Source organism: Methylobacterium sp. 22177 (genome assembly GCF_052045615.1).
GTDB classification, from domain to species: domain Bacteria; phylum Pseudomonadota; class Alphaproteobacteria; order Rhizobiales; family Beijerinckiaceae; genus Methylobacterium; species Methylobacterium radiotolerans.
This window is the reverse complement of record NZ_JBQEPK010000012.1, coordinates 66,737-80,028: the sequence shown is the minus strand read 5'-3', so window position 1 is coordinate 80,028 and position 13,292 is coordinate 66,737. Positions and strand designations below refer to the sequence as shown.

Below are 13,292 nucleotides of genomic sequence, written 5' to 3'. Positions count from 1 at the left end.
GGCCGCGCGACGCGGCGAACCCGTGCGAGGTCCGCCCTCAGCGTCCCGATCCCCTTCCCGACGCATCCTTGCCGGACGCATCCTTGCCCGCCGGCGCGTCGTCCGTCGGCGTGTCGGTGGTGCAGGAGACGGCCTGGACGGCGGCGTTGGCGGCGGGACGCTGGCTCGGGAGACCGGCGATCACCCGCACCACCACGAAGCCGCGCGTGTCGGGCGCGACGATGCGCACGTCGCGGCTCGGATCGTTCTCGTCGTCGTCGGCCAGCGCCTCGTCGTACTGCGCGCGGGTCAGGATCACGAGGTCGAGGGCGCCGCGGACCGCGGCCTGATCGGTCACCGCGTAGAAGGCCCCGCGGCGGGCATGCGCGGCGAGCGAGAGGGACAGCGGCCCGGTGCGGGCCGAGACGCGCATGGGCCCGTCCGCGAGGTTGTAGGCGCACACGCCCACGGCGACCGCCGGATCCGGGATCGGCAGCCACGCCTCGGGCGGGGAGGGGTCGTCGCCGGTCGCGACCGCGTAGATCGATTGCGGATGGTCCAGGTTCTCGCTGGTGCGGGCCCGCGAGACAGCGTCGGTCTCCGACAGGGCGGGGATCGCCAGGACCGCCGCGATGTGGACGATCCCGGCGAGCACGAGGCCGATCAGCGTGGCGTAGACGAAGCGCAGGCTCACGGGGCGCATCCCAGACGGGTGATGGCCGGCACGGAGCTCCGGTCGAGGGACCCGACGCTGGCGGCGACCGGCGTGTCGTACAGGCGCAGGGCGAGGCGAACCGGCCCGCTCGCCCGCGGGCTCGGCAGCCAGTTGCCCGGCTGGACATCCGGCGCGAGCGTGATGGTGAACCGCCCGTCGGCGGCGCGCAGCACCTCCGTGGAGGTGAAGCCCTCGCGCAGGGGCGCGCGGCCGGGCTCACGCGGGCCGCGCCCGGCCACCGTGACGGTCCAGGCGCGGGCCGGCGGCGTCGCGCCGCCGATCTGGTACGTGCAGGTGGCGTCGAGCGCCTGCCCGGAATCGTCGACCGCCGCCGTCAGGAGCAGGCCCTCACCGACCGCCAGGGGGATCTCGCCGCGGCGCGCGTTGACGGCGCGCGTGTAGGGATCGGCATTCGCCGCGCCGGCCCGCGGCCACGCGGTCCAGGCGCCGACCTGCACGCCGCCGAACGGGTAGCCGCCGCTCGTGGCCCAGTCGGCGCTGGCGAGTCCCAGCACGGCGCCCAGCGCCAGGGCGTAGGCGGCGAGGCCGGCGATCGAGCTCTTGCGCCAGAGGCGCAGGACGAGGCGGGCGGCGCCGCCGCGCGGGGCGCCGGCGAGCGCGGCGGTCCGGCCGAACGCGTCGGGGATCGTGAGCTTCATGCGCTCACCGGACCTCGGTGAAGCCGCCGACCGGGCGGGCGCCCTCGGCGACCTCGCGCAGCTGACCCGACGGCGCCGCCGCCCGGTCGCCGGGCTTCCGGCCCGTCTTCGGCGCGTCCCCAGCGTTGGCGGGCGCGTCCGCGGCGGATCCGGGGGCGCGCTCGACGGTGCGGAACAGGCCGTTCAGGCCGCTGATCACCTCGAAGGAGCGGCGGGAAAGCTTGCCGTAGGCGCTGGCATTGGGATCGGTCGGGGCGGTCGGGCCGCCGGAGGCCTGCTGCTGGGCGGCGCGCGGGCTCTCCTTCAGGCCGGGCAGACCCTTGATCTCGATGCCCTGGTGGGCCGGCTCCATCACGTCGTGCCAGAGCTGGGCCGGGAGGGAGCCGCCGGTGAGCTTGTTGGTCGAGGTGTGGTCGTCGTTGCCGAACCAGACGGCGCCGACGTAATTGCCGGTGTAGCCGACGAACCACGCGTCCCGGTAGGCGTTCGTCGTGCCGGACTTGCCGGCCACCTTCACGCCCTCGAGCTGCGCCCGCTTGCCGGTGCCCTCCTCGACGACCTTGTTGAGCATGAAGTTCATGTCCGCCACGACCTGGGGCGCGAGCACCCGCTCGGGCGCCTCGTCGGCGTGGCGGTAGATCACCTCGCCGGACGAGTTCTTCACCTCGATGGCCGCGTAGGGCTTGGCGCGGAAGCCGCCGTTGGCGAACACCGCGTAGCCCGCCGCCTGATCGATGACCGTCACCTCGTCCGAGCCGATCGGCATCGAGACCGTGTCGATCAGGTTCGAGGTGATGCCCATCTTGTGGGCGAGCTCGATGATCTTCGCGCGGCCCGCCTTCGCGGCCTTCGCCTCGTGGGTGATGCCCATCGCCTTGCCGAGGGCGATGGAGATCTTGATCGGGATCGTGTTGATCGACTTGGCCACCGCGAGCCACATCGGCACCCGGCCGGCATAGGAGCGGCCGTAGTTCTGCGGGCACCAGTTGCCGATGCAGACGGGGCTGTCGACCACGGTCGTGTCGGGCTTGAACAGGCCCGAGTTCAGGGCGGCCGAGTAGACGTAGGGCTTGAACGAGGAGCCGGGCTGGCGCAGCGCGTCGGTGGCACGGTTGAACTGGCTCTCGCCGTAATCGGCACCGCCCACCATGGCGCGCAGCGCCCCGTCGGGATCGAGGATCACCATGGCGGCCTCGTCCACATCGTAGGCGTCGCCGGACTTGCGCAGGATGTCGGCCACCACCTCGTCGGCGCGCTTCTGGATCGCGAGGTCGAGCGGCGTCTTCACGGTCAGCACGCGGTCGTTGCGCAGCTTGCCGGCGTCGGCCATCGCCTTGATCTCGCCGAAGGCCCAGTCGAGGTAGTAGTCGGCGGTGATGTCGCGGGTGCGGGTCACCGGCGTCGCCGGGTTGCGCAGCGCCGTCTGGATTTGGCCCTCGGTGACGAAGCCCGCCTCCACCATGTTGTGCAGCACGTCCGCCGCCCGGGCGCGGGCCGCCGGCAGGTTGACGTGCGGGGCGTACTTGGTCGGCGCCTTGAACAGGCCCGCCAGCATGGCGGCCTCCGCGAGGCTGATGTCCTTGAGCGGTTTGCCGAAATAGTAATCCGCGGCCGCCACCGCGCCGAAGGTTCCACCGCCCATATACGCGCGGTCGAGGTAGAGCTTCAGGATCTCGTTCTTGGTGAGATGGCTCTCGAGCCACAGGGCCAGGAAGGCCTCGTTGATCTTCCGCTCCAGGGAGCGCTCGTTCGTCAGGAACAGGTTCTTGGCGAGCTGCTGGGTGATCGAGGACCCGCCCTGCGTGCCGCTGCCGCCGCGGGAATTGTTCACCAGCGCCCGCAGCGTGCCGATCGGGTCGATGCCCCAGTGCTCGTAGAAGCGCCGGTCCTCCGTGGAGACCAGCGCCTTGATCATGATGTCGGGAAACTCGTCGAGCTTCAGCGAGTCGTCGTGCTTGATGCCCCGGCGCCCGACCTCGGTGCCGTAACGGTCCAGGAAGGTGACGGCGAGGTCCTGCTGCTTCAGCCAGTTCTCGCTGGTGAGCTGGAAGGCGGGCTGCGCCAGGGCGAGCATCAGGATGGCGCCGCCGGTCCCGATGGTGACGCCCTCGCTCGTCAGGTCGAGGGCGGCGCGCTTCCAGCCGCGCACCGCGAAGCGGCTCATGACGCGCTGGAAGCGCTCGTAGGCCTGACCGGTCGACTGGCCGCCGTCGTACAGGCTCGCGTTGACCCAGGCGTCGAAGGCGAGGGCGGCGCGTTCGAGGCGGACCTTGATCTCGGTGAACGTCGGCAGGCGCACGATGTCGAACCCGGCTTGTCGAGCGCCTCTGCGGCGGATCCTGGCGGCGGATGGTCGGGCGCCCGCGCCGCGGAGACGAACCCTGCGCCGGCGCCGCCGCACGGCATCCGACGTCCATAGCAGGATCCGGAACCGGCGGCGAGGCTCTGCGCAGTCTCGCGATTCGCCGCGGACGAGCCCGGACGTAACGCGCGGCGGCGCGATCCGGTCGCATGGGACCCGTCGGCGGCCGCGCTTGCAGCGGTGCCGCGCCTCGGGCAGAGAGGCGCCTTCCCAGTCGAGAGACTTTTCCGATGCCCAAGCCCGAGGCGCCGCGCCGCGGGGCGGTCGAGCCGTTCTGGCGGACCAAGACGCTCGAAGCCATGACCCCGTCCGAGTGGGAGAGCCTGTGCGACGGCTGCGGCCGGTGCTGCCTGATGAAGCTCGAGGACGAGGATACCGGCGCGGTCCACCACACCGATATCGGCTGCACGCTGCTCGACGGCCTGACCTGCCGGTGCCGCGACTACGCAAGGCGGCAGAAGCGCGTGCCCGACTGCGTGCGCCTGACGCCCGAGGCGGTGCGGTCGATCGCGTGGCTGCCGCCGACCTGCGCGTACCGGCTCGTGCGCGACGGGCAGCCGCTCTACCCGTGGCACCCCCTGGTCTCCGGCCGGGCCGCGAGCGTGCACGAGGCGGGCATCTCGGTCCGCGGCCGGCTCAGCGGCAACGAGGAGGAATTCTCGGAGGACGAGCTGCCGGACCGGATCGTGGACTGGCCTGGCCTCGATCCGAGCGCCGCCTGAGGCGCCCGCGCCCGACGCCCGCGGCCCCGCTCACGCCGGAGCGGCCGCGCCGCCTCGACCGGTACGCCCTAGCCGGCCCCGGAGTCCCGGCCGAGCAGCCGGCCGCCGGCCAATCCGTTCGCCGCGATGACGATGGCGACCGCCGCCGCGTGGAACAGCAGGTCCGTGGCGGTCGCGTCGTGCGGGTGAACCGGCATCAGCAGCGCCGCCGCCGCGGCGGCCACCGCCAGCCCCCCGAGGGCCGCCGTGAGGTTCGGTCGCAGGGGACAGGCGCGCCGCAGCATCACGACGATCAGCACGGACAGCGGCACCGAGACGCAGATCAGGAAGCTGAAGCAGCCCGTGATCGCGTGCTCGCCGGGCATGTCGGCCCCGGGCGCGATCCAGTCGCGCAGGCAGCCCAGCCCGCTCGCGCCGACCCAGAGGGCGAGGGGCGGAAGCGGCAGCAGCGCCCAGCGGCCGGACCGTCCCGGCACGCTCGTGACGAAGGCCGCGAAGGCCGCGGTGATCGCCGTCAGCACGGCGCCGACCGCCGCGAGGGCCAGATCCGGTACATGCATGCGCAGCATGAAGCCGCCGGTCCCGATCCAGGCCGCGAGGACGACGCCGATCACCAGCGTCGCGCCGAGCCAGAGGGCCGCCCGGGCCTCCGGCGCCGGCAGCGGCCGCACGGGCTCGAGCCCGCCCGCGAGTTCCTCGACGAGCCGCTCGTGACGGGACAGGTCGCCGCCGGCCCAGTTGCTCCCCTCTCCGGGCATCACTCCCGCTCCTGCGTCAGGCTGGCCCGGAGCGCCTTCAGCGCCCGGTGCAGGTTCACCTTGAGGGCCCCCTTGCTGCGGCCGGTGAGGGCCGCGGTCTCGTCGAGCGACAGTTCGCGCAGGCCCAGGTGCTCCACCGCCTGCCGCTGGCCGTCGGGCAGGGCCGCCACCGCCCTGGCCAGCGCGGCGGCCCGGTCCCGCGCCTCCAGCCCCTGGCCGGGGGCCGGCCCCGGATCGACCTCCGCCTCGTAGGCCAGCGGGTCGTTGACCTCCCGCGGGCGCCGCCCGGCGCGGCGCAGCCGGTCGATGGCGCGCCGCTGGGTGATGGCGCGCAGCCAGGGCAGGAACGGCCGGGCGGGATCGTAGCTCGCCCGGGCGCGGTGGACGGTCATCAGCGCGTCCTGCACGACGTCGTCCACCGCCTCGCCGCGCACGCCCTGCGCCCGCGCGATCGCCGAGACCACGGGCAGACAGGCCTTCAGCAGCGCGCGATAGGCGGCCGCGTCGCCGCCCTGGGCCGCCGTCATCAGGGTCGCCAGTTCCTGTTCGAGCGCCATCCGGGCTCCGCCGTCGTTCCGTCCCCCGGCACGCGGCGTATCTACCCCACGGTCCGATCCCGACGCCAGCGCCCAGCCGCGCGCGGGCATCCCGCCCGGAACGGCGAGCATCATCGCACGGCCTCCAGGACCGCCCCGGCGGGGGAAGCAGCGGGGGAAGCGGCGAGGCGCGCGGCGCCGAGGATGCGCCCGTCATCGGACTGGAGCAGCAGGGCGGCCGCCTCGCCCTCGGGATGCGCCGACGCGAAGGTCGCGGCGGAGCCGGACCAGCGCCCGAGATCGCGCACCGACCGGACGATGTTGGCCTGCTCGATGGTGCGACCGGCGTTCTCGCCGCGCAGCACGCGGGTGGTGTGGCTCGGATCGTACCCGATCAGCAGGACGCGGCCCGCGGAGCCGCCGCCCTCCGCCCCGGCCCCGACCTGCGCGACGACCTGCTCGCCGTCGCGGGCCAGCGTCACGGGAATGCCGGGCCCGGCCTGCCGCGCGCGCGCGATCGCGGCGCGCAGGGCCGCCTCGTCGGAGCCGACCAGCCCGACCTGCCCGTCGACCACCGCCTGCGGCGTGTAGGTGGAGCCGCCGAGGCGGTCCGCGTAGGCCTCCTGGCGCGCGGTGGCTGCCGGCAGGGCGTAGCGATCGCGCCAGTCGAGATGGTTCCAGTAGGTGACGTGGAACGCGAGCGGCAGGACGTCGCCCCGCGCCCCCGCCGGCTCGCGGGCGAGGCGGCCGATCAGCGCCTCCGCGGGCGGGCACGAGGAGCAGCTCTGCGAGGTGAACAGCTCGACGACGACGGGGCGCTCCGCCGCGTCGGCCCGATAGAGGCCGCCGCACAGGAGGGCGGCGGCGATCAAGAGGGTAGGGCGCATGGCCGGAACTCCCGCACGCCGGCGCTTCGTACCCGGCGTACCGGCTCCTTCGGCGGCGGCGCGGCGGCGGTTACACCGGCGGCGCGAGCTCGAAGGCGTCGACGTCGCGCAGCAGGGCGACGAAGGCCCGGGCGCCGTGGTCGAGCGCCGCCCGGCCGGCCTCGGCGGTGCCGAGCCGCGCGTCGCCCATCGCACCCGAAGCCTGGAGGTCGCCGGCCTTCCAGGCGAAGGCCGCGGGGCGGCCGGCGCGCAGGTGGGTGAAATCGCGGATCATCGACAGCGTGCGGGGCGGGAAATCCGCGACCCGGTCGGTCCGGACGAGATCCGGCCGCAGGGCCAGCATCAGCGCCGTCTCGATGCCGCCGGCATGGATCCCGTGGGCGATCTCGTCCGCCGGGAACAGGCCGTCGGGATAGCCGAGCCGCGCCCAGGAGGTCGTGACCGCCACCATGCCGAACCGGGCGCGCAGCTCGCCCGCCACGAGATCGATGAGCGCGCTGTTGCCGCCGTGGCTCGTGACGATCACCAGCTTGCGGCAGCCGGCGCGGTGGACGGCCGCGCCGATCCCCGTCCAGGCGGCGAGGGCGGTGCCGGTCTCCAGAGAGAGGGTGCCGGGAAACGCGTCGTGCTCGTCGGACTTGCCCACGGGCTGGACCGGCAGCAGCAGCACGTCGAGATCCGCCGGCACGCCGTCGCGCACCCGGGCGAGGTAGCCCTCGGCGATGAGGGTGTCGGTCGCGAGGGGCAGGTGGGGACCGTGCTGCTCGGTGGCAGCCACCGGCAGGACGGCGATCGCGCGGCCCATGTCGCGTCGGGCCAAGTCATCGGTGGTCAGCTCGGACCAGAACTGCGCCGTCATCCTGCCGCGGCCTCCTCCCGACCCGCGTCGGGGCGGGTCCGGGAGGCGATCTAGCCGGCAGGCGGCCGCCGAGTCGACCGCCGCGCCGGCGGCCGGCCTCCGGACGACGGGCCCCGTGCCGGCCCGGATCGCGTCAGGCGAACAGCGCGTCGATGTCGTCCTGGGAAGGCATGGCCTCCACGGCCTGCGGGCCGTTCAGCATGAGGTCCTCGGCCCGGGTCCGCCGGGCGCGCTCGGCGGGATCCATGGAGGCCGCGTCGCGGGCCTTCACGGCGCCGACGAAGCGGGCGAGGCGCTGCTCGAACAGGCGCAGCGATTCGACCACCTTGGCGATCCGCTGGCCGGTGATGTCCTGGAACGCGCAGGCCTCGAAGATCGTGTTGATGCGCTCCTCGACCGCGTCGCGGTAGCCCGGCCCGTCGGGCAGGCCGAGCATCGCCTCGGCGGCCTCCATGATCGTGTTGGTGGCGCCGGCCGTCGCCTGCACGACGCTGCCGAGCTCCTCGTGCGCCATGGGGATCCGGTCGCGACTCATCTCGTTCGCGCGCAAGGCCCCGATCTCCTCGCGGAGATGGGCGATGTAATCGGCGATCTCGATCAGCTCGGCGATGACCGTCTGCGGCTCCCGAAGCCGCAGATCGGTCTGCCGCGCGGCGGCTGTCGACATGCTCTCCTCCTCGGATCTGTGGCCGTCCTGGCCGGCCACGCCACGTCTCGGCGCCCAGCGGCGCCGGAGCGATCCGCCCGGACGGTGCGGGGGACGAAGACGGGGAGCGATCAGCTCCCGCAGACCGCCTCGATCTTCGACTTCAGCGTGGCCGCGTTGAAGGGCTTGACGATGTAGTTGTTCACGCCGGCCTTCTTGGCCGCGATCACGTTCTCGGTCTTCGATTCGGCCGTCACCATGATGAACGGCGTCGTGCGAAGATTTTCGTCGGCCCGCACGTGACGGAGCAGCTCGTAGCCGGTCATCGGCTCCATGTTCCAGTCGGAGATGACCAGCCCGTACTTGCGGCCCTTCAGCCGCGCGAGGGCCTCGGTCCCGTCGGAAGCGTCGTCGACCTCTTCGAAGCCGAGCTGCTTCAGTAGATTGCGAATAATGCGGACCATCGTCTGGTAATCGTCGACAACGAGGATCGGCATGCTCAGGTCGAGAGCCATCGAACAACTGCTCCGTATTGCCCGGCGGGAAGCCGCGGCGGCTCCCGGATAGATTAACGCTTCGCTAACGCTGCAATTTAGCTGCGCTGCACAGCATTTCAAATAGGGCATGCGCATTGCGAAGCCGTTAATCGGCGCGGCCGGCGCGTGGCCGGCAGGCGACCGGGGATCGGTCGCTTGACCCTCCGGGCGCCTTTGGGCAGGGTCCGGCCGCGTCGGGCCCCTCGCGGACATGTCAGGCGACCCCATCCGACCCTTCCGAGCACTCGACCCCGAACCGATGGCCCCAGGCGACGACACGGCCGCGCGACCCTTCACGATCTGCCGCGCCGACGCCCCCGTCCCGCCCGCCCTGGCCGGGGCCGTGGCGGCGATCGGCAACTTCGACGGCGTCCATCTCGGGCACCGGACGCTCGTCGACAGCGTGCGCGCCGCCGCCCGCGCGGCCGGCCGCCCGTCGGCGATCCTGACCTTCGAGCCGCACCCGCGGGCGTACTTCATGCCCGACGCGCCGATGTTCCGGCTGACCGGCCCCGCCGCGAAGGAGATCGTGTTCGCGCATCTCGGCCTCGACGGGCTGATCGTGCGCCGCTTCGACGGGGCCCTGGCCGAGACCGGCGCCCGCGCCTTCGTGCTCGACTTCCTGAAGGGATCCCTGGGCCTGTCCGGCGTGGTCGTCGGGCACGATTTTCATTTCGGCCGCGGCCGCGAGGGCACGCCCGCGATCCTGGCCGACCTGTGCCGGGAGGCGGGGATGAGCTGCCGCATCGTGGCGCCGGTCGCCCTCGGCGGCGAGACCGCGCCGGTCTCCTCGAGCGCGATCCGCGCGGCCCTCGCGGCCGGCGACGTCGCCCGCGCGAACGCCCTTCTCGGCTATCGCTGGTTCGTCCTCGGCGCGGTCCGCCACGGCGACAAGCGCGGCCGCCAGCTGGGCTTCCCCACCGCCAACGTGATGCTGCCCGATTGCGGGCTCGCGCACGGCATCTACGCGGTGCGGGTCCGCCTGGCCTCGGGCGCGTTCCGCGACGGCGTGGCGAGCTACGGGCGTCGCCCGACCTTCGACGACGGGGCGCCGCTGCTGGAGACCTACCTGTTCGACTTTTCCGGCGATCTCTACGGGCAGGACGTCGCCGTGGAGTTCGTCGGCTATATCCGCGGCGAGGAGCGCTTCGCCAGCGCCGAGGCGCTCGTCGAGCGGATGCACGTCGATGCGGCCGCGGCCCGGGCCATGCTCGCGCGGGACGAGACCCCGTCGATGCTGACCTGAGCCTTGCGGGCATCGCGGGGCGCGCGGATCGTGTAGAAGGTACCATCGAGCAGGAGGCGGACGTGCTGGGTCGTTACGAGCGCGCGAACAACGGCGAGGCGGTCGTCGAGTACGGCGACGGCACCATGCGGGTGGTGAAGCCCGGCAGCTTCGTGCGCTGCGCGGTGACCGGCGAGCCGATCCCGCTCGACGCCCTGCGCTACTGGAGCGCCGCCCGCCAGGAGGCGTACGTCTCCCCCGAGGCGATCCTCAAGCGGCTGAAGGAAACCGGCCGCCCCTGACGCTCACGGCGCACCGAGCGCGCCGCGGATCTGCCGGCGCAGCGCCTCCGCGTCGTCGAACGCGAGGCGGACGCGCAGCACCCGCACGCCCGCCGCGAAGGCCCGAGGCAGGCGCACCGCGTCCTTCTCGGTGGTGACGAGCTCGGCGTCGAGGCGCCGGGCCGCCTCGGCAAGGGCCGCCAGCTCGCGCGCCCGGTAGGGATGATGGTCGGGGTAGGGGCGCGTCCCGACGATCACCGCCCCCGCCTCGGCCAGGGTCGCGTAGAATTTCTCCGGGCGGCCGATCCCCGCGAAGGCGAGGCAGCGGCGGCCGGCCAGATCGTCCGCCTCACGGACGAGGCGCGCCCCGTGGACCGGGAGGCCGCGCCGCTCGGCCGCCCGGGCGACCGCGTCGCCTCCGGCCCCGTTCCCGATCACGATCAGGCCGCCGACATGCGGCCATTGCCGGGCGAGCGGCGCGCGCAGCGGCCCCGCGGGGAACGGCAGGCCGTTGCCGAGGCCGGCGGGGCCGTCGACCACCGCGAGGCTGAGGTCCTTCGCGAGGCTCGGGTTCTGGAGGCCGTCATCCATCACGATGACGTCGGCGCCGAGGCTCCGGCACAGGGCGGCCCCGGCCGGGCGGTCGCGGGCGACGACCGCGGGGGCGCGGCGGGCGAGGAGCAGCGGCTCGTCGCCGACCTCGGCGGCGGCGTGGTGCGCGGGATCGACCCGCACCGGACCCGCGAGCCGGCCGCCGTATCCGCGCGACAGGAAGGCCGGCGCGGCGCCGAGCTCGGCGACGAGGGCCGCCACCGCCAGGGCGGCCGGCGTCTTGCCGGCACCGCCGAGGGTGAAGTTGCCCAGGCACAGGACCGGGCAGCCGGCCCGCGCGCCGGGTCGGTCCATCCGTCGCGCCGCCAGCGCCCCGTAGACCGCGCCGAGCGGCCCCAGCCCGCGCGCGGCCGGGTGGTCCGGCCCCGCGGCCCAGAAGGCCGGCGGTCGCATCAGGCCCGCGCGAGCGGGCGCGCGGGGCTGCCGCGGTCGAGGCGCTGGAGCTTCATCTGCGCCACGAACGGGTCGAGGACCGCGAGCGTGCGCGCCACCGCCCCCTCGAACGGCTCCAGGGCGCGCTGCCCGGCGCGGGCCATGTCGGCGAGGCGCTGCCGGTCACCGAGAAGTTCGGCGGCGACCGCCGCCAGCTCGACGCCGTCGCGCACCGGCACGGCGCCGCCGGCGCGGTCGAGGGCCTGGTAGATCACGCCGAAATTCTCGGTGTGCGGCCCGTGCAGCACCGCTGATTCGAGACGCAGCGGCTCGATCGGGTTCTGGCCGCCCCGCGGGACCAGGGAGCCGCCGAGGAACACCAGGGGGCTGAGGCGGTAGAACAGGCCCAGCTCGCCGATCGTGTCGGCGACGTAGACCTCGATCGAGGGATGGGGCCGCCCGCCGGTGGACCGCAGCGCGCTGCGCAGGCCGACGGCGTTCGCGCAGGCGACGGCCTCGCCGCCCCGCGCCGGGTGGCGCGGGGCGATGATGGTCAGGAGCTGGGGAAACTGCGCCTTCAGCATCGCGTGCGCGTAGGCGACCATGGCCTCCTCGCCGGGATGCGTGCTCGCCGCGACCCAGACCGGCCGGCCGGCCACCATCGATCCCAGATAGGCGAGCTGCTGCGCGTCGGCCGGCGGCACCGACGCGTCGAACTTCAGGTTGCCGGCGATGCTCACGCGCGGCGCGCCGAGCTTGGCGAAGCGCTCGCCGTCCTCCTGGGTCTGCGTGAGGCAGATCGCGATCCGCGCCAGGAGCGCCTTCGCGGTGCGCGGGCAGCGCTCCCAGCCCCGGAACGAGCGCTCCGACATGCGCCCGTTGACCAGGATCAGCGGGATCTCGCGCTCGTCGAGCGCCAGGATCGTGTTCGGCCAGATCTCCGACTCGGCGATCACCGCGAGGTCCGGCTGCCAGTGATCGAGGAACCGTCCGACCCAGCGCGGCGCGTCCAGGGGCATGTACTGGTGCACCGCGCCCGGGGGCAGCCGGCCGCCGACCAGCTCGGCGGCCGCGCGCGTGCCGGTGGTGACGAGGACCGAGAAGCCGCGGGCGATCATGCCCTCGACGAGCCCGATCAACGACAGGGCCTCGCCCACGCTGGCGCCGTGCATCCAGGCGAGCGGCCCGACCGGCCGGGCCCGCCCCGGCAGGCCCCGCCGCTCCGGCAGCCGGCGCGGATCCTCCTTGCCGCGCTGCGCGCGCCACGCGAGCAGACCGGTCAGCGCCGGCTCGCCGATGCGCAGGCCGGCCCGGTAGGCCTGCAGCGGCAGGGTCACGGAGGGGCGCCTCACGCGAGGTCTCCCACCGGCGCGCGCCGCGTCTCGGGGAGCGGGTCGCGGTAGAGCGCCGCCCGGTCGGCGCGCCCGACGAGCGCGTAGGCGCGGGCGTGGACCCGGTTCATCTCGGCCTCGACGAAGCGGCGGAGCGCCTCGAACGCCTCGCCCTCGCTGTCCCGCGGGACGTAGATCGGGTCGCCCAGCACGATCGCGCCGCGGCCGAAGGGCAGCCCGAGGCAGGCCCGGTCCCACGAGTTGAAGCGCAGGTGCCGGCTCGTCACCACGGCCGCCGGGACGATCGGCCGGCCGGAGAAGCGCGCGAGGGTGAGGATCCCGGCGTCGCACCGGCGCGAGACCTTCGGCACGTCGGCGCTGAACGCCACGGATTCGCCGGCCTTCAGGGCCCGCAGCATCGCCCGCAGGCCCTCCGCGCCGCCCTTGGCGCGCTGATCGGTGGCGCGCCCGCGGCCGCGGGCGCCGGAGGCGCGCATGACGCGGACGCCGAATCGCTCCAGCGCGATGGTGTTGATGTTCCCGTCCTGGTTCCGCGAGATGATCGTCGCGACGCGGTCGCCCGGCCGGCGCAGGAGCGGCATCATGATGTGCTGGCCGTGCCACATGCCGAGGATCAGCGGCGTGCGCGCGTCGATCCACCCGTCCGCCGCGCCCGCGGGCGCCTCGCCCGCGTGGATCTCGAAGCGGTTGGTGAGGCGCACGAGCCGCAGATAGGCCGCCGCGAGGCGGCCGAGGAGGCGCTGCACGGGCGGGTTACGGAGGAGACGCTTACCGAGGCTCATGTCACGCTT

At 74.0% G+C, this 13,292-nt stretch carries 15 protein-coding genes; 3 read left to right on the top strand and 12 right to left on the bottom strand.

Features of this window, described 5'->3' with window-relative positions:
• Positions 1 to 37 precede the first annotated feature (37 nt).
• Genes ACTJK8_RS13640 through ACTJK8_RS13630 form a run of 3 tightly spaced genes read right to left on the bottom strand, consistent with a single transcriptional unit; the run spans position 38 to position 3,652 of the window.
• Positions 38 to 682, bottom strand: a complete 645-nt coding sequence (locus ACTJK8_RS13640) for a DUF1254 domain-containing protein (RefSeq protein ID WP_024830918.1) — start codon at positions 680 to 682, stop codon at positions 38 to 40.
• Positions 670 to 1,353, bottom strand: coding sequence for a DUF1214 domain-containing protein (locus tag ACTJK8_RS13635; RefSeq protein WP_012317880.1), 684 nt, complete (start codon positions 1,351 to 1,353; stop codon positions 670 to 672). Before ACTJK8_RS13635 ends, ACTJK8_RS13640 begins: the two co-directional genes overlap by 13 nt.
• Positions 1,354 to 1,357: 4 nt before the next feature.
• Positions 1,358 to 3,652 carry a transglycosylase domain-containing protein gene (locus ACTJK8_RS13630; RefSeq protein WP_024830916.1) on the bottom strand — a complete coding sequence of 765 codons (2,295 nt, stop codon included), beginning with the start codon at positions 3,650 to 3,652 and terminating at the stop codon, positions 1,358 to 1,360.
• A 293-nt stretch (positions 3,653 to 3,945) separates the two neighbouring features.
• Between ACTJK8_RS13630 and ACTJK8_RS13625 the strand changes: the two genes are divergently transcribed.
• Complete coding sequence (locus tag ACTJK8_RS13625) at positions 3,946 to 4,437, top strand: YcgN family cysteine cluster protein (RefSeq protein WP_012317882.1); 492 nt, start codon at positions 3,946 to 3,948, stop codon at positions 4,435 to 4,437.
• Between the two features lie 68 nt (positions 4,438 to 4,505).
• Here ACTJK8_RS13625 and ACTJK8_RS13620 read toward each other — a convergent pair whose 3' ends face one another.
• From ACTJK8_RS13620 to ACTJK8_RS13595, 6 genes are all read right to left on the bottom strand, one after another.
• On the bottom strand, positions 4,506 to 5,195 hold the full coding sequence (locus ACTJK8_RS13620) for an NrsF family protein (RefSeq protein ID WP_029360164.1): 690 nt from the start codon (positions 5,193 to 5,195) through the stop codon (positions 4,506 to 4,508).
• A complete protein-coding gene (locus tag ACTJK8_RS13615) occupies positions 5,195 to 5,752 on the bottom strand; it encodes a sigma-70 family RNA polymerase sigma factor (protein WP_024830914.1) in 558 nt (185 codons plus the stop codon). The genes ACTJK8_RS13620 and ACTJK8_RS13615 overlap by 1 nt, the downstream gene beginning before the upstream one ends.
• Positions 5,753 to 5,862: 110 nt before the next feature.
• Entirely contained in the window at positions 5,863 to 6,618 is a 756-nt protein-coding gene (locus tag ACTJK8_RS13610; protein ID WP_024830913.1) for a DUF1223 domain-containing protein, read from the bottom strand.
• A gap of 70 nt (positions 6,619 to 6,688) precedes the next feature.
• Positions 6,689 to 7,477, bottom strand: coding sequence for a creatininase family protein (locus tag ACTJK8_RS13605; RefSeq protein ID WP_012317886.1), 789 nt, complete (start codon positions 7,475 to 7,477; stop codon positions 6,689 to 6,691).
• A gap of 133 nt (positions 7,478 to 7,610) precedes the next feature.
• Positions 7,611 to 8,144, bottom strand: coding sequence for a protein phosphatase CheZ (locus tag ACTJK8_RS13600; protein ID WP_012317887.1), 534 nt, complete (start codon positions 8,142 to 8,144; stop codon positions 7,611 to 7,613).
• 110 nt (positions 8,145 to 8,254) lie between these two features.
• On the bottom strand, positions 8,255 to 8,638 hold the full coding sequence (locus ACTJK8_RS13595; RefSeq protein WP_012317888.1) for a response regulator: 384 nt from the start codon (positions 8,636 to 8,638) through the stop codon (positions 8,255 to 8,257).
• A 280-nt stretch (positions 8,639 to 8,918) separates the two neighbouring features.
• Between ACTJK8_RS13595 and ACTJK8_RS13590 the strand changes: the two genes are divergently transcribed.
• Together ACTJK8_RS13590 and ACTJK8_RS13585 are read left to right on the top strand one after the other, a co-directional pair.
• Positions 8,919 to 9,905 carry a bifunctional riboflavin kinase/FAD synthetase gene (locus ACTJK8_RS13590; RefSeq protein WP_029360162.1) on the top strand — a complete coding sequence of 329 codons (987 nt, stop codon included), beginning with the start codon at positions 8,919 to 8,921 and terminating at the stop codon, positions 9,903 to 9,905.
• 62 nt (positions 9,906 to 9,967) lie between these two features.
• Positions 9,968 to 10,186 (top strand): DUF2093 domain-containing protein, encoded by a 219-nt coding sequence (locus ACTJK8_RS13585; RefSeq protein ID WP_012317890.1) that lies wholly within the window; start codon positions 9,968 to 9,970, stop codon positions 10,184 to 10,186.
• 3 nt (positions 10,187 to 10,189) lie between these two features.
• Here ACTJK8_RS13585 and lpxK read toward each other — a convergent pair whose 3' ends face one another.
• From lpxK to ACTJK8_RS13570, 3 genes are read right to left on the bottom strand one after another with little or no spacing between them, the layout of a single operon-like run.
• The gene (gene lpxK, locus ACTJK8_RS13580) at positions 10,190 to 11,170 is read right to left on the bottom strand and encodes a tetraacyldisaccharide 4'-kinase (RefSeq protein WP_012317891.1); all 981 of its coding nucleotides are present in this window, start codon (positions 11,168 to 11,170) and stop codon (positions 10,190 to 10,192) included.
• Entirely contained in the window at positions 11,170 to 12,501 is a 1,332-nt protein-coding gene (locus ACTJK8_RS13575; RefSeq protein ID WP_012317892.1) for a 3-deoxy-D-manno-octulosonic acid transferase, read from the bottom strand. Before ACTJK8_RS13575 ends, lpxK begins: the two co-directional genes overlap by 1 nt.
• Entirely contained in the window at positions 12,498 to 13,283 is a 786-nt protein-coding gene (locus tag ACTJK8_RS13570; protein WP_012317893.1) for a lysophospholipid acyltransferase family protein, read from the bottom strand. Before ACTJK8_RS13570 ends, ACTJK8_RS13575 begins: the two co-directional genes overlap by 4 nt.
• Positions 13,284 to 13,292 lie beyond the last annotated feature (9 nt).